Origin of the sequence: Marinicella marina (assembly GCF_030065545.1) — a bacterium.
Taxonomy (GTDB): Bacteria; Pseudomonadota; Gammaproteobacteria; order Xanthomonadales; family Marinicellaceae; genus Marinicella; species Marinicella marina.
Genome location: NZ_JASJNC010000003.1, coordinates 97,889 through 116,057 on the forward strand (window position 1 = coordinate 97,889; position 18,169 = coordinate 116,057).

Genomic DNA, 18,169 nt, shown 5'->3' on the forward strand with positions numbered 1-18,169 from the left:
CCAGTTCATTGATCCTCAAGCAAACTTCCAGCCACCCAATCAGCACCACCAAAAGCATCACGATTGAAGCCCCCACTGACGGTCGACTCGACCCCTAAGGCTTGGTTAGAGCGACCACCGGTGACTGAAGACCAGGTCGCCGCAACGCCGGTTAAATTAATGAAGCCGCCGGTGACGACTGACAAGCTGCCATTGGTGGTGTTTTCTTGGCCACCCAATATGGCACTGAATTCGCCTTGAGCGGTGTTTTCCCAACCGCCACTGATCATGGCATATTGGCCAAAAGCAACATTGTCAGCACCGCCAGATACCACACTGTAATTGCCACTGGCGGTATTCCCTATGCCGCCGTGAACACTGCCATACGCTTGTGTTGCTTGATTCTGCCTGCCACCAGTGACACTGGTGCGACTGGCTGTGGCAGCATTTTGATAACCACCAGCAATGCTGGCATGGTTGCCTGTGGCTGAGTTGGTGTCACCACCCAGTATACTGGCGTAATTGCCTGCAACCACATTGTCTTCACCCCCAACAATGATTGCATGATTTCCGTCAACGGCATTGTCCTTACCACCCAATATCACCGCATCGTCACTGGATATTGTATTTTGTGAACCCCCAACAATCACCGAATCGGCACCTTTCACTCGGTTGATTGAACCACCTAAAACACTGCCATAATTGCTGTTTGAGATATTAAATTTACCAGCCACAATGGCACCACCTGAGACATAAGAATTGCCTGTACCCATAACCAAATTGTGAGAACCAGTGTGCTGGTGATCGTCCCACACATGACCATTGTTTTGACAATCACTTTGGCTGTTGTATTGTCCGTTCGAACAAAAGGCACCTGGCAGCACTGCATTATTCCAGTTATACCCTATGATGACATTACCCAGACCATTGATTACGGTGTCGTTGGCACTCAAGTCCTCACCATTCAGAACTTGCACATTGACCCCTTCAAAAATAGCCGTGTCATAGCCATCGTAACTACCTAATTTCAGTAGGCCATCCAGCGCCAAAACGGAATTGTTTCTAAGTGCGTTGATGGTTACTTGTTGTTGGGCATTTTGGGTTTGCAGGGCTGTGATTTGTGACTGCATAGTTGCAACCAGCGCCTCTAAGGCCAGTAAGCGACTGTGGTTATCATCGACGGCAATGTCAATGGCCACAAAATTGTCATTCACTTCACCAGCTCTGGCAGGCGTGTTGGGACTGAAGACATTTGGAATGGTCAATTCGGAAGCTGAGAGTGGCTTTACCAAAATCAACAAAATGAGGTACAGGGTTTTCATATCGATTCTCCTTGTTTTTTTAAATGCAATGCCAGCCATATTAAAGTCACAGTACCCTTGGCGGTTCTGAAAAGACCTGAAATAATCTGAATCCAACATCTTTGTTTAAAAAAAAACATGACTAAATCCCCCTTTTATTGAGGTCTCGTATTGTTACAATAACGTACTTTTTATAATCGAGATGCCATGATGAAAGCCCTGTTAAACACCCTGTTATTGTTGGCTTGTGCTGTTACTGCCACAGCGCAAGAAGCCATTTCCTACCAAACACCTCCTCAAGAAATATTAAAGTTGGTCGATGTCGAACTGGCTCCCAGTGTCTTGGCCGATTCCAAAAAAGAAAATATGCTGTTGGTCTACCGCGATTTTTACAAATCAATCGATGAATTATCAGAAAAAGAATTGAGGCTGGCTGGATTACGCATCAACCCAGTGACTAACATTGGTTCCAGAACCACTTACTACAATAACATCGAATACCTGAACATCAGCTCAAAAAAGATTCAAAGCATCAAGGGACTGCCCGAAAAACCCAGAATGGCAAACCTGCGTTGGTCACATGATGAAAGCAAAGTTTCGTTCACCAACACCTCTGAAAAAGGTGTTGAATTGTGGTACGTAGATTTAAAGAAACTACAAGCCAAACGCCTGACAGATGCCATCTTGAACGCCAACATGGGCTCTGTGGCCAGGTGGTTTAAAAATGATAATTCGCTGTTGGTAAAAGTCCTGCCCAAGAATCGCAAAGATTTAATCGATCCAGATAATGCGGTACCAACCGGCCCCACCATCTCAACCAGCGATGGCTCCAAAGCACAAAACCGCACCTATCAAGACCTGTTGAAAAACACCAACGATGAATACAACTTCGAACAATTGGCACATGCTGAACTGATGGAAGTGACACTCAAAGGTAAAATGAAAGCTTGGCTGCCCAGTGCCATGTATACCAGCATCGACTTTTCACCTAATGGTAAATATGTAGCTGTGACACAAGTGAAGCGCCCTTTCTCATACATTGTGCCTTACCGCCGCTTTCCACAACAAACTGACATCTATAAAAACAACGGCAACTTAGTCAGTGCATTTAACCAAGTACCCTTGATTGAAGAAATACCCAAAGGCTTCATGTCTACCAGAATGGGTAAACGCAACCTCCAGTGGCGTGCTGATGAAGGTGCCACCATGGTTTGGGCTGAGGCACTGGATGGTGGTGACCCTGAAAACCAAGTGGATTTTCGCGATGAAGTCTTTCAGGTAAAAGCGCCCTTTGATGGACAACCTGAGTCACTGTTCAAAACCAAAGATCGTTTTTATTTGGTGCAATGGGGCAATGAAAACACCGCATTATTTTATGATTATTGGTGGAATACCAGACAAATCAGAACCAGTTTATTTGACCCCTCAAATTTAGATCAATCGCCAGTGGAGTTGAGTGCACGAAATTACCAAGACGTTTACGGTGATCCCGGCAATTATGTCACCACCAAAAATGAGTTTGGCGAGGACATTTTGCTGATTGAGGATGGGCAAGCTTACCTGATGGGCGATGGTTACACGGAAGCAGGACAGTTTCCCTTCATTGACCAGTACGATTTCAAAACCCAACAAACCAACCGCCTGTATCAATCAAAATACACCGATAAGATTGAAGAACTCAATGATGCCATCGATTTGGGTAATGGGGAAGTATTGGTCAGAATTGAATCACCCACTGAATACCCCAATTATTTCATCCGCAATTTTAACAACGACACACTGACTCAAGTTACTGATTTTAAGAACCCTTTCGAATCTATCAAGGACATCCACAAAGAGGTCATCAAATACCCACGCGCTGACGGTCTTGAGTTATCAGGTACTTTGTATTTACCGGCCGATTACGATTTTGAATCAAAACCTGATTTACCGCTTATCATGTGGGCCTACCCAACTGAATTCAAAGACAAAAACAGCGCCTCCCAAAACACCAACAACCCGAATGAATTTACCTTCCCCTACTATGGTTCAATGATTTATTGGGTCACTCAAGGTTACGCCATCCTAGACGATGCTTCATTCCCTATCGTCGGTGAAGGTGATAATGAACCCAATGACAGCTTCAGGGACCAATTAGTGGCCAACGGCCGTGCCGCTATAGATGCCTTGGATGAGCTGGGCTACATTGATCGTGATCGTGTCGCGGTTGCCGGTCACTCCTACGGTGCCTTTATGACTGCGAACCTACTGAGTCACTCCGATGACTATGCAGCAGGCATTGCCAGAAGCGGCGCCTACAACCGTACATTGACACCTTTTGGCTTCCAAGCAGAGGAAAGAAGTTACTGGGAGGCGCCAGAGGTATACTACAACATGTCTCCATTCATGCATGCCGATAAGATGAATCAACCGCTGTTGTTGATTCACGGCGAAGCCGATAACAACTCGGGCACCTACCCGCTACAAACAGAACGCTATTTCAATGCCCTGAAAGGCTTGGGAGCGAAAGCCAGAATGGTTATGTTGCCAAAAGAATCACACGGTTACCGCGCCAAAGAATCTATCTTGCACGTGATTTGGGAACAGCACCAGTGGCTGGAGAAACACGTGAAGAACAAAACTGAATAAAGGTTGTTTTTCTGCTCGATCGACTCAATAATACGCACTTGAGTTGGTCGGGCAATCGCGGGTTGATATATTTCAACTCGAGGAAAGTCCGGGCTCCAACAGGGCAAGGTGCCGGATAACGTCCGGGAGGCGCGAGTCTACGGCCAGTGCAGCAGAAAAGATACCGCCATCTTTGATGGTAAGGGTGAAATGGTGCGGTAAGAGCGCACCGCGACTTTGGTAACAAAGGCGGCATGGTAAACCCCACCTGGAGCAAGATCAAATAGGGAAACTATAGGTGTGTGCCCACACTGTTTCCGGGTAGATTGCTTGAGGCTGGCAGCAATGTCAGACCCAGATGAATGATTGCCACGTATTTATACGAACAGAACCCGGCTTACAGACCAACTCAAAACTATTTCCGGTCATCCAGAGCAAACAACTAATTGAACCAGTTGTGGTGCTGTCAATACCTGCTCCAAGAGTCATTTTTAAGCTTTCAATCAAATAAAATTAACACAAAACATGATAATATCACCCAGCAATCAAACTTTCATATTCACTTGACCAAACAGAAAACAAAAGCACACGAAGACTTGTGGTTAGATGATAATCACTGCTCTGAGGCGCACCAAAGCAAAACCACTGATGTATTAAGAAAACTGCACGCTGATAATGAAATCATTCAAGTTTATCAATGGTTCTGTGGCATTCGCAATGATCAAATTGAATTGGATTCATTGCGTGATTCAGCGACCGATAAGCAGCTCACTACATTAGAGGACTTGATTAAAATACATCATGCAGATTGGTTATTAAAACCTAAGTCAAACAACGCAGAAGGTTTGCGGCGTTTACTGTTTGCCATGATTAATGACGTGCGATTGGTGTTGATTTTATTGGCTGAACAATTGGTATTGATGCGCGCTGCGGTTGACTTTGATGAAACGTTGCAACAACAATTAGCCACATCTACCATGACCTACCACGCTGCCTTGGCCAATCGTTTGGGTGTTTGGCAGATCAAATGGGAACTTGAAGATCTGTCCTTTCGATTCTTACATGCCGACCAATACAAATCGATAGCCAAAAAATTAGCTGAAAAACGCAATGACCGGGAACAATTCATTAGCGCTTGTTCCAGCTTATTAACCAAGGAGTTGGCAAAAAACAACGTCACTGCGGATATTGCTGGCAGACCGAAACACATCTACAGTATTTATAAAAAGATGCAGCAGAAAAATTTAGAGTTTGAGGGTCTGTTTGATATCCGTGCCATTCGAGTGTTGGTTGACACCGTGGCTGATTGTTATGCTACTTTGGGCATTGTGCATGCCACTTGGTCGCACATCCCCAAAGAATTCGATGATTACATCGCCCAACCCAAAGGCAATAATTACCAGTCTTTACATACGGTGGTGGTGGTTGATGGGAAAACGCTGGAAGTTCAGATTCGGACCCATGAAATGCATGAGCATGCAGAACTCGGCGTGGCCGCTCATTGGCGCTATAAGGATGGTTCAAAACAAGACCAAAGCTACGACAACAAAGTCAACTGGATGCGCCAACTGCTGTCAGAGAACAGCAGTGCCGATGATTTATTGGACGCCTTTCAATCAGACACGCAGGAAGAGCGAATATACGTATTCACCCCCAGCGGTGACGTGGTCGATTTACCTTTTGGCTCAACGCCTGTGGATTTTGCTTACCAAGTACATACTGAGGTGGGGCACCGCTGCCGCGGCGCCAAAGTCAATGGGTCGATTGTACCTTTGACCAGGAGCCTGAATACCGGTGATCAAATTGAAATCCTCACCGCCAAATACGCCAAGCCATCCAGAGACTGGCTGCATGAACAGTCTGGTTACTTACAAAGTGCGCGAGCGCGAGCCAAAGTGCGTCATTGGTTCAGAGAGAATGACTTTGATAAAAACCTACAACTGGGCAAAGAACTGCTTGAAAATGAATTAAATAAATACGCTCTGGAAAATACCGATTTGCAAAAACTACTGGACTCATTCAACCTACAACATACCGATAAACTATATGCCATGATCGCAACCGGTGACATCACCGTTAATCAGGTTTTGCGGCGCGCCGATGCACAGCTCAACCCAGTCAAGCGCTTTAAGCACAAACCCGTTACCAAGAAAGTCAAAACCAAAACGTCGTCCAGCACTCTGATTGTTGAAGGTGTCAATGACCTGAAGACCACACTGGCCAGTTGTTGTGAGCCGGTACAAGGCGATGCCATCGGCGGTTACATTACTTTAACTCGTGGCATCACTGTTCACCGCGCCAACTGTGAAAATTATTTGCACATGATTTCTGAGCAGCCCAGCCGCTTGGTTAACGTCAAATGGAATGATGATGAATCTGAGAAAACCGTCACCGCATTACTGATCATTGCCAACAACCGCAAGCAGTTGATTCGCGACATCAGTGCATTACTGGCGCAGCTGAAATCAGACATCATGGCATTGAACGCTGAGCCTGATGATGAAGCCGGTTTGGTTAACATCAACATCACCATCCAAGTTGATGATTTTGATCACCTCAGTGAAATCATGAGTCGCTTATCCAGCCTTGAGCACATCAATTCAATCCAAAGAAATATCAACCATTGAACGGTGTGGTTAAGGCCGCAGCAGCAACTCACTCCTTGACTGGCTTTTTCTGAAGCTTCCTTTGCAGCGTGCGTCGATGCATTTTGAGTGCCCTGGCAGCTTGGCTGATGTTGCCATCATGTTGCAGCAGCACTTTTTGGATGTGTTCCCACTCCAACCTTTTAGGTGATAAGGGTTGTGCGTTGATAGGGTGATCGACTGATTCAGGCTGGTCAACAAAGGCTTGGATGATTTCTTCCACATTAACCGGTTTAATTAAATAATTTGTGACGCCAATTTTAATGGCCTCAACCGCCGTGCTGACCGCCGCATAACCGGTAATCATAACGATTTTCAATTCGGGTTTTTCATGCAACAACCATTGCGCCAAGACCAAACCTGATTCAGCACCTAAGCGCAAATCCAATACCACCCAATCAATCGGTTGTTGGTTGATGATGCTTTTAGTGGCATCAATGGAATCAGCCTCAAACAGCTTAAATCCAAAACGGCCTAAGGCCCGTGCCAGCGAATAACGCAACACTTCATCATCATCGATGATCAATATGTTTTTTGTCCCAACTTCACTCATAAGCTCAGCCAAATAGGAATTTTAATGGTTACCAATGCACCTGATTCATCTCGCATGATATCAAGGCTACCGCCCATCGATACCACGATTCGGCGTGAAAGCTTCAAACCAATGCCCAAGCCATCTTGATTATGGTGATTTTCACCCATGCCATCATCCTTGATGCTCAAAAGCGCCTGTTTACCAGTTTCACTGATGGTGATTGTGACCTGTTGAGCACCGGCTGTGATTGAATTATTCAGTATGTTCATACAAGCCATCTGTAGCAGCGCATCGGCTTCTATGGCTGTCTTTTTGTGCTCATGATTAATCACCTTGAAGGCACAGTTAACAGCACCCAATGACTGGATCAGCTGTTCAACGAAAGCATCAACAGCAACCACTTGTAAATCATCGCTGCTGCCTTTGGATGTTACAGCTGTTAATTCTTCCAACACTTTTTTGCAGCGATCGACTTGGGAGTCCAAAACCTTTAAATCTGTCCTCTGCTGTTGGTTATCCACACTTAGCCTCAGTTCATTAACCAATAGCTTGATACTGGCCAGAGGTGTACCTAGCTCATGCGCCATACTGGTGGCTAAGGTTGCCATTTTAATGATGTTCTCATCAGCTTGACGTTGTTTTTCATAATCCAAAAGCGTTTGGTTTTTGGCATTCAAACGCTGCATCAAGGTGGTGGTTACCCAAGTCAATAAAACAGAAACTGCGATAAAACCCAACCACATACCGGTGATGTGTTGTTGCATCATGTTGCCATGAATATGCTCGCCATGCGCACCACCAAAAACAACATCCATTGAATCAGCACCCAACCACCATAACAAACCATAGGCTAAATTAGCCAGCAAACTGATTAACCAGGTGAATTTCACACTTTGGCTCAAGGCACTGAGTACCGATGGTATCAACAAGCACCAAATCAAGGGGTTGGTAACACCACCCAAGAAATAGAAAAAACCGCTCCAATGCAGCAAATCAACCATAAGCATATATCGGTTTTGGTGGTATTTGGCAGTCGCTATTTGCAAGACCAAAGTCAACACCAAATAACTGCCACACAACACCCAAACCTGCCAACCCATATCGGCCCAAAATGACCAGATATGATTAACCAAGAGTAAACACAACTGTGCCACAATCAAGGTTAAGCGATAGATAAAAAGCTTATTCATTGAATCAGTCCGTCATTGCAAGTGGTTGCATGGGCTTTTAGTATACTTGAAGCATTCAAAGTTGGCATGTGACAATTTGTCACAGCAAGCAATTGAGACCATACAATCAAAATATATGCACTGAGCACACTCAAGCAAATATAAAAACTTAATGACAGTGTTACCACCATAAGATTGAGGGGTTGATTTGTTTCAATTTAAAACATTGACCACAAAAAAACCGACCAATGGCCGGTTTTTGATGCTCTATTGAGAATATACCTGCGGTGAGGTTTATTCCATAGCAGCCAATTCTTCATTAACCAATTGTTTGGTCACTTCCAACACGTCGTTGCGGGTTCTCAGTGCTTTATTATTGGGTACGAATTTACCGTTGGTGACCAAAGTAGGTGTTGAATTAACGCCCATGGCTTTAACCATTTGCATGCCCTTACGCACTTGACCATCAACCATAAAGGATTTGGCGGTAGATAAAAACTTGTCTTCATCAACACCGAATGAGCTGGCTGCCCAAGCAGCAATATCTTCGATTGATCGGAACTGCTTGCGGTGTTGGTGAATCGCCTCGAACATAGGCTCATGGGCTTTATCTACGATATCCATTGCCTCGAAAGTGTAATAAGCTTGGGCAAATGGTTCCCACTGTCGACCAAACACCACAGGCACACGAACTAATTTGCTGTTCTCTGGCAATTCAGCTTGTAGCTTTTTCATGAATGGTTCAAATGAGGCACAATGTGGACAGGTGTAACCAAAGAATTCATAAACAATGACTTCATCTTCAGCGCCCGTGTTATAAGCTGGGTTGATGACGCGGTAGTGAATACCTGCTTGGAAGTTTGATTTGGGTTGTTCAACCACTTTTGCCATGGCTGATTTTGCCTCATCCATGACTTTTTCCTCAGCCGTTGCTTTGGCTTGATCAATGGTTTTAGCAATTTCTTCTTTGGCTTCAGCTTGAATCGCATCTGATTGGGCTTTAACTGCTGACTTTGCTGCTTCTTGGTCGCTGGCTTGTGAGCAGCCCCAAAACAACATGACTGACAATAGTAGGGTCAATTTCTTCATTTTTAATCCTCGTAAATTTTTAGTGTTTGACTGACTTCAGTGATAAAAGTTTCAGTTTAATTACTGTATTTATTCTGATGCTTTCAATCCTTGGATATAACTGGAAACGGCATCAATTTCATCTTCGGTCATATAACGTGCAACGCCCGCCATCACCTTGCCATTGACATCATCAGCTCCGCCCATTTCCTGACCTGCTTTGTATGCACGCAGTTGCAATGCTGTGTAGGCCGCATGCTGGTTTGCCAATGATGGGTAACCAGTGAGTGGGATACCGTGTCCAGTGGGACCGTGACAAGACATACAAGCCGGAATATTGCGTTCTTTATCACCACCTTGGTATATTTTTCTGCCCAATTCAACCAGCTCTGGGTTGGCGGCTTTGAGGGTCATTTTTTGTTCGCTGTAATAGGCTGATAAATCTAAGATGTCTTGATCTGACAAGCCGGCAGCCATAGGGGCCATCATCGCGTTTTCACGCAAACCATCGCGAAAGAAAGTTAAGTGACGCACCAAGTATGATTCGTGTTGGCCTGCAATACTGGGCCAAACTGGATTGACGCTGTTGCCGTCTGTGCCATGACATGCAGCACATGTGACCGACAGGGACTGACCTTTCTCGGCATCGCCTGCGGCAAAAACGTTAGCACTGATCAATATCAAAGCTGAAAACAATAATTTTTTAGTGATATGTAGCATATAAACCCCTGGTGGTTCTGTATCTTTAAAAACGCGCTATTATACAAGGAAATGCCTTGTCTGGCTTGAATTTTTCAACTGATCAAAGCTTTTAATAATTCCAATCATTAGTAAACTTTTATCACCTACAATTTTTCATGGAAAGTCTAGTTAACAAGACAATGCTACCAGGCTGCACCCTCAAACAGGTCAAGACCCGCTCGTTTTATTTCACTTCACCCAGCAAACCATATCATATTGACTGTATCTCATTTAAAATAGACGTTTTTTGAAACAACTGTTTTATGTCTAATTTGTTTTCAGATTGTAAGTACCTCACCAGTGCTTATAAAATCAACCAATTACCGGATGATGAAGGCATGGAAATTGCATTTGCCGGTCGATCCAACTCGGGTAAATCAACCACCATCAATGCATTGACCAACCACCGTGGTTTGGCCAAAGTATCGAAAACACCAGGTCGGACGCAGTTGTTCAACTGTTTCGAGTTCAAGCCAAACATGCGCTTGGTTGACTTGCCCGGCTATGGCTACGCCAAAGTGCCACTGAAGATGCGCAAACATTGGGACAAAGAAATTGAAAATTACCTGATTAATCGCGACTGCCTTATTGGCGTGGTTATCATCATGGACATTCGCCATCCAATGAAAGAGTTTGATGAACAGATGATTTCATGGGCCCATAATTCTGGCTTACATTCACATGTTCTATTGAACAAAGCAGATAAACTCAACAACAGTGAAATTAAAAAGACACTGATGAAAGTCACCAGAGAAATTGCCCGTTTCAGTGAGTCAACCACTTGCCAAGTTTTTTCCGCATTACGCAAAACCGGCCGTACTGAACTTTCACAAATTTTGACCCCTTGGTTCACAGAGGAAAACAACTGATTCATGGAATATAAATACCAATGCGATGGCATGATTACACTGGAATGCCAATCGCCTGTCCAACCCATTTTTGATAAACAAACTGCCAGCGAGATCACAGCACTGGTGGCAAAAGACCTCAACGCTGTGCTGCAAATCAGCAGCCAATCAGCATTGGTGGTGTGTGGTGCAACTTATGCCACTGAACAATTATTACAACCCAAATTTCCCATTCAAAACGCCACAGAGCAGTATGCCTCAGCCGCTTTTCAAGGCCAATTAAATACCGACCAGGTACTCTCAATCGGTGCCAATGACGGATTGATGCCAGCCGGCTTACAACCGAACCCAAGCCAACAAAACTTGATACACTTGCCATTTTGTTTGTTCACCAACGATGCTGATTTGGCCACCCGTTTTGAGGGTGATCTGATGCACAAAGGCATGCTACCACCACCCACCTATGAGCTGCTCAATGGCCTGATAGACAGCACCATCAACCATGCCAACTACATGACATATTTGGACTTGATAGCGATGATGCACAATCATTTTGAGCAACTAGGTTTGAGCCATTTATGGGAACTGATAGAGGCAGCTTTGGTCAATGATGCACCCAAAAAAGCACTGGTTACACAGACCCACAATCACTTTTATTTAGTTGACCACCTGTTGTTCACGCCCTATTTTTCATGGGCACAATTCAAACAGTACTTCGCAGCCAGTAGCACAACTGACTACATCAACTGGCTGATGGCCCAACGCTTGTCCTTGGGTGCTTTTGCAGTCCATGGCCTTGAGATCAAAGCATTCAAAGCCGAAAACTGGCCGATTGATGGTGATAAAGTGTGCCTTGGCAGTTTCGAAAAACAGCGCATCAAACAAACTTTCTGGCAACATCCGATTGAAGCCACGCCTGAGATGCCCAACCAAGTCATTTATTTTGAGGATCCTCAAGCAGGAGTGGTGGCTGTCAGCTTGCCATTGGACGATAACCAATGTTTGATTTATTACCCCATCACGCCACAAGGGCTGGCAGCAATTGAACAAGAAATTGCAAGCAAGCGCGGTAACGAATACCAAAAAAACACGGTTGAATTTATCACCAATTCGGATTGGCTGACATGACACTTAACACCGATGACATATTAAAAAACCTCAATGAAAACCAGGCTGAGGCAGTTACCACCGACGCCCAACATGCGCTGGTTTTGGCCGGTGCTGGCAGCGGTAAAACACGGGTCTTGGTGCATCGCATTGCTTGGTTGATTTCAGCAGAGTTTGTTTCACCTTACAGCATCCTGGCGGTAACCTTCACCAACAAAGCTGCGGCAGAAATGCGCAACCGCATCGCCTTTATGTTGAAACGTGAAATTCGTGACATGTGGATTGGCACCTTCCATGGCATTGCTTTGAAACTGCTACAAATCAATACCGAAGCAGCCGGTTTACCGAAAAACTTTCAAATCCTCGATTCTGATGATCAGTACCGCTTGATTCGTCGCTGTCTGGCTGATTTAGAGTTGGATGAAAAACAGTGGCCACCGAGAACAGTTCAAGCATTTATTAATGACAAGAAAAATGATGGCTTGCGGGCCCATGAAGTTGATGATTATGGTGATTTCAACAACCAAACACTGATCAAAGTTTTTGGCCATTATGATGACCACTGTCAACGTGCTGGCTTGGTGGACTTTTCTGAGATGCTGCTTCGAGCCCATGAGCTGTTATTGAATAATGATGAGGTTTTGAGTAAATACCGCCAGCGCTTTTCACACATATTAGTTGACGAGTTCCAAGATACCAATGCCATTCAATCTGCATTCATTCAATTGTTGGCCGGTAAAAACAACAAAGTACTGGTGGTGGGTGATGATGATCAGTCTATTTATGCTTGGCGTGGTGCCAAAGTAGATCACATACTGGACTTCCAAAACTTATACGCCAACACCGCCATGTATAAACTGGAACAGAATTACCGCTCTACGCAAAATATCCTGGATGCGGCCAATGGTGTGATTGCCAATAACAAAAAACGCTTGGGTAAAAACCTTTGGTCAGCGCAAGAAAAAGGTGACTTGGTGGCCGTTTATGGCTCGCATTCGGAATTTGATGAGGCTTTTTTTGTCGGCGAAACCATTGAAGGGTTATTGGCTGAGGCCACCCGTGCCGATGACATCGCCATCTTGTATCGTTCCAACGCCCAATCACGCTTGCTGGAGGAAGCACTACTCAAGCGCAGCATCCCTTATCAGATATACGGTGGCTTGCGCTTCTTTGAACGATTGGAGATCAAAGACGTGCTGGCCTATGCCCGTTTGGTCAATAACCGCCATGATGACATCGGTTTCGAACGGGTCATCAACACCCCGACCCGCGGCATGGGTTTAAAAACCATCAACTTGATTCGCAACTACGCACAAATGGAACAAAGTAGTCTGTGGCAATCGGGTAAAAAACTACTGGAAGCTGGTAAACTCAGCAACCGAGCAGCAACCTCGCTGGCAGCGTTCAACAACCTGATTGATGAACTGGAAGACAACAGTTTTACTGGTGAAGATAACGAGCAAAACCTGGCTAATTTATTCAGTGACATCATTGAGCGCACGGCACTGAAAGACCACTACCTCAAAGAACCACCGGAAAAAGCCCAAACACGTCTGGAAAACTTAGACGAACTGATCAATGCTGCAGAAATGTTCGAGGTCACCGATGAAGACTTGGCCTTGGGATTAACGCCCTTGGCCGCCTTTTTGGCCCAAGTCAGCTTGGATGCTGGAGATACCACCAAAGTCAACGAGCCACATGTTCAATTAATGACTTTACACTCAGCCAAAGGTCTTGAGTTTCCGGTGGTATTTATTGTTGGTATGGAGCAAGGTTTGTTTCCCCATCAGAATTCAATGGAAGACCACAACAAACTACAAGAAGAACGCCGCTTGGCCTATGTTGGCATCACTCGGGCCGAACAAAAACTGTTCCTCAGCTATGCCACATCAAGGCGCATGCGCGGCAAAATCAACGCTTGCCAACCCTCACAATTCCTGCGTGAAATACCCAAAGACTTGGTCAAACAAATGCGCGGCAACATTCACCCAACCACCTACAGCAGCAGTCCCGGGATCAACACCCCATATCAGTCCCAAACCCAAAGCGCCAACGATTCACCCTACCAGCTGGGTCAAACCGTCAAGCACAAAAGCTTCGGCGAAGGTGTGATCACCGACATGAGTGGCAAAGGCGACTACCTGCAAGTATTGGTGCAGTTCAATGATTTTGGACCGAAAGTGTTGGCGGTGAAGTTTGCTAAGTTGGAAGTGATTTAATTTCAATGATTCCTTCAATTCAGCAGTGAAACGTTTTGCTTAGTATTATTTAGCCCAACACCATTGCAAACAAGAATCATTATCAATTAAAATGGTCGCTTTTATTATAATCAATATCCTCATGCAATCACTTCGCCTGTTTAAATCGGTATTATTTATTGTGGCTGCTGGCCTGATCTTGACTGGTTGTGCCCAAGTCGCTGATCCAGAGGTCAACGTATACTCTTCACGCAAAGAAGCTTTGATCAAGCCAGCTTTAGATAAATTCACCGCGGCCACCGGCATCAAAGTGAATTTAGTGACCGGCAAAGACGATGCCTTGATTGAACGTTTGAAAGCAGAAGGTGCTGCCTCACCGGCAGATGTGCTCATTACTGTCGATGCCGGTCGTTTGTATCGTGCCAAGTCTTTCGGTTTGACTCAAGCCATTGACAGCCCATCCTTACAAAATGCCATACCAGCAGCTTTTCGTGACCCTGAAAACCACTGGTTTGGTTTGTCCTTGCGTGCTCGCCCTATCATGTACGCCAAGGACCGAGTTAACCCCAGCGAATTAGAAAGCTATGCCTCATTGACTACAGATAAGTGGTTGGGTAAGGTTTGTATCCGTTCATCAGGTAACATTTATAACCAGTCATTGGTGGCATCAATGGTTGCCAGCATGGGCACTGCAGCGGTGGAGTCCTGGGCCAAAGGCTTGGTTAAAAATTTCGCGCGCAAACCAGTGGGTGGAGATCGCGACCAAATCAAAGCAATCGCTGCTGGTCAATGCGATGTGGCCATAGCCAATACTTATTACTTGTTTGGCATGCTGCAATCTGATGATCCTGAACAAGTGGCCGCCGCTGAACAAATAGGCGTGTTCTGGCCCAACCAGAATGACCGTGGGACTCACGTCAATGTATCAGGCATCGCCGTGACTCAAGCCGCCAAAAACAAAGACCATGCACAGCAGTTGTTGGAATTCCTGGCTCAGGACGAAACCCAAAGCTGGTATGCCAACGTCAATGGCGAATATCCAGTTAAGGACAACATTGAAGCCCATCCTTTGTTGGTTGAATGGGGTCAATTCAAAAAAGATGCATTGAATTTAGCAAAACTCGGTGAATTAAACAGTGAAGCAGTTAAAATCATGGATCGTGCAGGCTGGCCTTGATTGATGATGGCCCATGTGGCCTGATTGTTATCACTCCTGACAAAACAGTAACTTGAAAAAACCACTCTTCACTGCTGACAAAATGGTGTGGCTGATTGCCCTGTTTTTTTGCCTGCCATTCATGGCTTTGCTGTTGCAGCTTTTTGTTTCTGAAGCGGCTATTTGGCAGCACCTCACAACCACAGTCCTGCCCACTTACCTGTCCCAATCATTGTTGTTATTGGCTTGGGTTGCACTGGGTACTTTACTGATTGGTGTGAGTACCGCATGGCTGGTTGCCAGTCATGATTTCCCAGGTCGGACTTATTTTCAGTGGTTGTTGATCCTACCTATGGCGATGCCTGCCTATATTGTTGCTTACGCTTACACTTGGTGGTTGGATGTGGCCGGTCCTATACAGACTGCATTGCGCAGTCATTTTGACTGGTCATTCAGTGACTATTACTTTCCCAATATCCGATCATTTTCAGGGGCTGTGGTGGTTTTGACCTTGGTGCTGTATCCATACGTTTATCTGTTGGCCAGAGCGGCCTTTCAAAAACAAACGAAAACCCTGTCTGAAGTCCATCAACTGAGTGGTGGTAGCACCACCAGCTTTTTTTATCGGGTGGCATTGCCATTGGCCAGACCGGCTATATTCGGCGGCCTGGCATTGGTCATGATGGAAACATTGGCTGATTACGGCACAGTTCAGTATTTTGGCGTCAACACATTGACCACCGGCATCCTCAAGACATGGTTTGGTTTGGGGTCACTTTCAGGAGCGGCGCAAATTGCGATGTTGTTGTTGACCATGGTCATCCTGGTGATGCTGTTAGAAAAAGTTTGGCGCGGACAGGCCAAATACGATACCGCCAACAACACTGGCACCACACAACTGAGATCAATCAATTCAAGCTGCAAAAAGTGGCTGGCCAGTTGCTGGTGTATGTTGGTGGTTGTACTCGGTTTTGTCTTGCCTGCCACGTTATTGGTTGTTATGGCATTCAAGTCACAAATTGCCAGTTGGTACCATGATTTCCTCTCGGTGACCATCGACACTTTATGGCTGGCAGGAATCACAGCGCTGATTACAGTCGGCGCGGCATTGGTATTGATGTATGTGAAAAGAATTCACCACGGTACTTCCCATCGCGCAGTAATCCAAGCCATGAGTCTTGGTTATGCCATCCCGGGCTTGGTCATTGCGGTGGGTGTGACCATTGCTTTTGGCTGGCTGGATCAAGGCTTTAACTCGATCAGGTCAATGTTCTCAAATGCCTCACCAGTGCTCTTTTTCAGTGGTGGTTTCTTGGCATTGATAACGGCCTACGTGATGCGCTTTTTAGCCGTTGCCATTCAGCCCATTGATGCTGCTTACCAGAGTATCAGACCACATTTAGATGAAGCCAGTTTGCTCACTGGCAAAAACAGCTCACAAACATTCAGACAGATTCACATGCCGCTGTTAAAGAGCAGTGTATGGACTGCAATGTTATTGGTTTTTGTGGATTTATTGAAAGAGTTACCAGCCACATTGGTGTTGCGACCATTTAATTTTAATACCTTGGCGGTTAAGGCCTATGAACTGGCCTCAGATGAACGCCTGGCTGATGCTGCCATACCCGCACTGAGTATCGTTGCTGTTGGACTGATACCTGTGTTATTGTTGAACCAAAGAATCAATGCTGCCCATGACAACCATGCTTAACCTCAATTCAGTAGCCTTCTCATACGGTCACCAAAGTGTACTGGATGACATCAGTTTGAACATTGAAACTGGACAAATTGCCTGTTTGTTAGGCCCCAGTGGTTGTGGCAAAAGCACCCTGCTGCGCTTGATTGCAGGTTTTGAACAGCCCCAAAACGGCGAAATCAGAATTGCTGCAAAACTAGTGGCCAATAACAGTCACTCGATTGCGCCACAAAACCGACAAGTGGGTATGCTGTTTCAAGATTTGGCTTTGTTTCCACATTTAAGTGTCACTCAAAACATTGCTTTTGGCTTGCACCAGCTGAGCCAATCTGAACAGCAACATAGGGTCGATGAACTATTGCAGTTGTGCCGCTTACAAGCCTTTAAGTCGCGCTACCCACATCAATTATCAGGCGGCCAGAAGCAGCGTGTAGCTTTGGCACGGGCCATGGCCCCCAAACCCAACTTGATTTTATTGGATGAGCCTTTCTCAAGTGTCGAGACTGGTTTACAAAGCGAGTTGGTGCATGAAGTCAAAAGCATGCTCCAAGCCGATCAATCAACTGCTTTGTGGGTCACCCACTCGCTGGATGAAGCCTTTGCTGTGGCCGACCAAATGGGAGTGATTTTAGGTGGAAAACTGTTACAGTGGGCGAAACCTCAAGAACTTTATGACCAACCTGCACATCCCGATGTCATCAGTTTTCTTAACCATGCGAATCTAATCAGTGGCGACATCAAGCAAGATGGTTCAATTGAGACGCCACTGGGTTGTTTTGTTTTAAATAACCAAGCTGATTTTAAGACACAAGATTGTGCTCAAATCGGTGTACAAAAAAGACAAATTCATATTCATCCAGCCGGCACACCCAATGCCACCATCATCCAATCGGTATACCAAGGCGGACAATACGTATTAACAGCTGTATTGAACAACAAAGACAGCATTCAACTATTTCATCCATCGCCCGTTGAATCAGGCAGCCAAGTTCATCTGAAAATTGAACACGAATCAAATTTTCGGGGCTTTTAAGCACCTAAAATACATCCACACTTTAATTATTTTGTTGAAATAGTTGCATGAATACCGATAATATCAGTCTCATTTCAAAGGAATAA

Annotated in this window: 13 protein-coding genes and 1 other RNA gene; 9 read left to right on the top strand and 5 right to left on the bottom strand. The window is 45.3% G+C overall.

Annotation, left to right across the window (positions count from 1 at the left end; all coding sequences use genetic code 11):
• Positions 1 to 5: 5 nt before the first annotated feature.
• The gene (locus QNI24_RS05430) at positions 6 to 1,301 is read right to left on the bottom strand and encodes a hypothetical protein (RefSeq protein ID WP_267175490.1); all 1,296 of its coding nucleotides are present in this window, start codon (positions 1,299 to 1,301) and stop codon (positions 6 to 8) included.
• A gap of 189 nt (positions 1,302 to 1,490) precedes the next feature.
• Here QNI24_RS05430 and QNI24_RS05435 point away from each other — a divergent pair, with 189 nt between their 5' ends.
• From QNI24_RS05435 to QNI24_RS05445, 3 genes are all read left to right on the top strand, one after another.
• Positions 1,491 to 3,908, top strand: a complete 2,418-nt coding sequence (locus tag QNI24_RS05435) for an alpha/beta hydrolase family protein (RefSeq protein WP_283708568.1) — start codon at positions 1,491 to 1,493, stop codon at positions 3,906 to 3,908.
• Positions 3,909 to 3,947: 39 nt separating this feature from the next.
• Positions 3,948 to 4,303, top strand: an RNA gene (gene rnpB / locus QNI24_RS05440) — RNase P RNA component class A.
• Positions 4,304 to 4,450: 147 nt separating this feature from the next.
• A complete protein-coding gene (locus tag QNI24_RS05445; protein WP_267175488.1) occupies positions 4,451 to 6,514 on the top strand; it encodes a RelA/SpoT family protein in 2,064 nt (687 codons plus the stop codon).
• Positions 6,515 to 6,542: 28 nt separating this feature from the next.
• Here QNI24_RS05445 and QNI24_RS05450 read toward each other — a convergent pair whose 3' ends face one another.
• The 4 genes from QNI24_RS05450 to QNI24_RS05465 all read right to left on the bottom strand — a co-directional run bounded on the left by QNI24_RS05450 (position 6,543) and on the right by QNI24_RS05465 (position 10,024).
• Positions 6,543 to 7,085 (bottom strand): response regulator transcription factor, encoded by a 543-nt coding sequence (locus QNI24_RS05450; RefSeq protein ID WP_267175487.1) that lies wholly within the window; start codon positions 7,083 to 7,085, stop codon positions 6,543 to 6,545.
• Positions 7,082 to 8,257 (bottom strand): sensor histidine kinase, encoded by a 1,176-nt coding sequence (locus QNI24_RS05455; RefSeq protein WP_267175486.1) that lies wholly within the window; start codon positions 8,255 to 8,257, stop codon positions 7,082 to 7,084. Before QNI24_RS05455 ends, QNI24_RS05450 begins: the two co-directional genes overlap by 4 nt.
• 273 nt (positions 8,258 to 8,530) lie before the next feature.
• On the bottom strand, positions 8,531 to 9,325 hold the full coding sequence (locus QNI24_RS05460; protein WP_267175485.1) for a thiol:disulfide interchange protein DsbA/DsbL: 795 nt from the start codon (positions 9,323 to 9,325) through the stop codon (positions 8,531 to 8,533).
• Positions 9,326 to 9,394: 69 nt separating this feature from the next.
• Positions 9,395 to 10,024 carry a c-type cytochrome gene (locus QNI24_RS05465; RefSeq protein WP_267175484.1) on the bottom strand — a complete coding sequence of 210 codons (630 nt, stop codon included), beginning with the start codon at positions 10,022 to 10,024 and terminating at the stop codon, positions 9,395 to 9,397.
• Positions 10,025 to 10,308: 284 nt separating this feature from the next.
• Between QNI24_RS05465 and yihA the strand changes: the two genes are divergently transcribed.
• The 6 genes from yihA (at position 10,309) to QNI24_RS05495 (ending at position 18,083) form a co-directional block, all read left to right on the top strand.
• The gene (gene yihA, locus QNI24_RS05470) at positions 10,309 to 10,914 is read left to right on the top strand and encodes a ribosome biogenesis GTP-binding protein YihA/YsxC (protein ID WP_267175483.1); all 606 of its coding nucleotides are present in this window, start codon (positions 10,309 to 10,311) and stop codon (positions 10,912 to 10,914) included.
• A 3-nt stretch (positions 10,915 to 10,917) separates the two neighbouring features.
• The gene (locus tag QNI24_RS05475) at positions 10,918 to 12,021 is read left to right on the top strand and encodes a hypothetical protein (protein ID WP_267175482.1); all 1,104 of its coding nucleotides are present in this window, start codon (positions 10,918 to 10,920) and stop codon (positions 12,019 to 12,021) included.
• Positions 12,018 to 14,219 (top strand): DNA helicase II, encoded by a 2,202-nt coding sequence (uvrD, locus tag QNI24_RS05480; RefSeq protein WP_267175481.1) that lies wholly within the window; start codon positions 12,018 to 12,020, stop codon positions 14,217 to 14,219. Before QNI24_RS05475 ends, uvrD begins: the two co-directional genes overlap by 4 nt.
• A 121-nt stretch (positions 14,220 to 14,340) precedes the next feature.
• Positions 14,341 to 15,375 (top strand): Fe(3+) ABC transporter substrate-binding protein, encoded by a 1,035-nt coding sequence (locus QNI24_RS05485; protein WP_267175480.1) that lies wholly within the window; start codon positions 14,341 to 14,343, stop codon positions 15,373 to 15,375.
• Between the two features lie 52 nt (positions 15,376 to 15,427).
• Positions 15,428 to 17,065: an ABC transporter permease gene (locus QNI24_RS05490; RefSeq protein ID WP_267175479.1), complete on the top strand. Its 1,638-nt coding sequence runs from the start codon at positions 15,428 to 15,430 to the stop codon at positions 17,063 to 17,065.
• Positions 17,040 to 18,083 (top strand): ABC transporter ATP-binding protein, encoded by a 1,044-nt coding sequence (locus tag QNI24_RS05495; RefSeq protein ID WP_283708569.1) that lies wholly within the window; start codon positions 17,040 to 17,042, stop codon positions 18,081 to 18,083. Before QNI24_RS05490 ends, QNI24_RS05495 begins: the two co-directional genes overlap by 26 nt.
• The last annotated feature ends 86 nt before the right edge of the window (positions 18,084 to 18,169 follow it).

What these genes read in the sequence shown, in the direction of transcription:
- QNI24_RS05430 (WP_267175490.1), bottom strand. Translation starts at nt 1,301, where the DNA reads ATGAAAACCCTGTACCTCATTTTGTTGATTTTGGTAAAGCCACTCTCA.
- QNI24_RS05435 (WP_283708568.1), top strand. Translation starts at nt 1,491, where the DNA reads ATGAAAGCCCTGTTAAACACCCTGTTATTGTTGGCTTGTGCTGTTACT.
- QNI24_RS05450 (WP_267175487.1), bottom strand. Translation starts at nt 7,085, where the DNA reads ATGAGTGAAGTTGGGACAAAAAACATATTGATCATCGATGATGATGAA.
- QNI24_RS05455 (WP_267175486.1), bottom strand. Translation starts at nt 8,257, where the DNA reads ATGAATAAGCTTTTTATCTATCGCTTAACCTTGATTGTGGCACAGTTG.
- QNI24_RS05460 (WP_267175485.1), bottom strand. Translation starts at nt 9,325, where the DNA reads ATGAAGAAATTGACCCTACTATTGTCAGTCATGTTGTTTTGGGGCTGC.
- QNI24_RS05465 (WP_267175484.1), bottom strand. Translation starts at nt 10,024, where the DNA reads ATGCTACATATCACTAAAAAATTATTGTTTTCAGCTTTGATATTGATC.
- yihA (WP_267175483.1), top strand. Translation starts at nt 10,309, where the DNA reads ATGTCTAATTTGTTTTCAGATTGTAAGTACCTCACCAGTGCTTATAAA.
- QNI24_RS05475 (WP_267175482.1), top strand. Translation starts at nt 10,918, where the DNA reads ATGGAATATAAATACCAATGCGATGGCATGATTACACTGGAATGCCAA.
- uvrD (WP_267175481.1), top strand. Translation starts at nt 12,018, where the DNA reads ATGACACTTAACACCGATGACATATTAAAAAACCTCAATGAAAACCAG.
- QNI24_RS05485 (WP_267175480.1), top strand. Translation starts at nt 14,341, where the DNA reads ATGCAATCACTTCGCCTGTTTAAATCGGTATTATTTATTGTGGCTGCT.
- QNI24_RS05495 (WP_283708569.1), top strand. Translation starts at nt 17,040, where the DNA reads ATGCTGCCCATGACAACCATGCTTAACCTCAATTCAGTAGCCTTCTCA.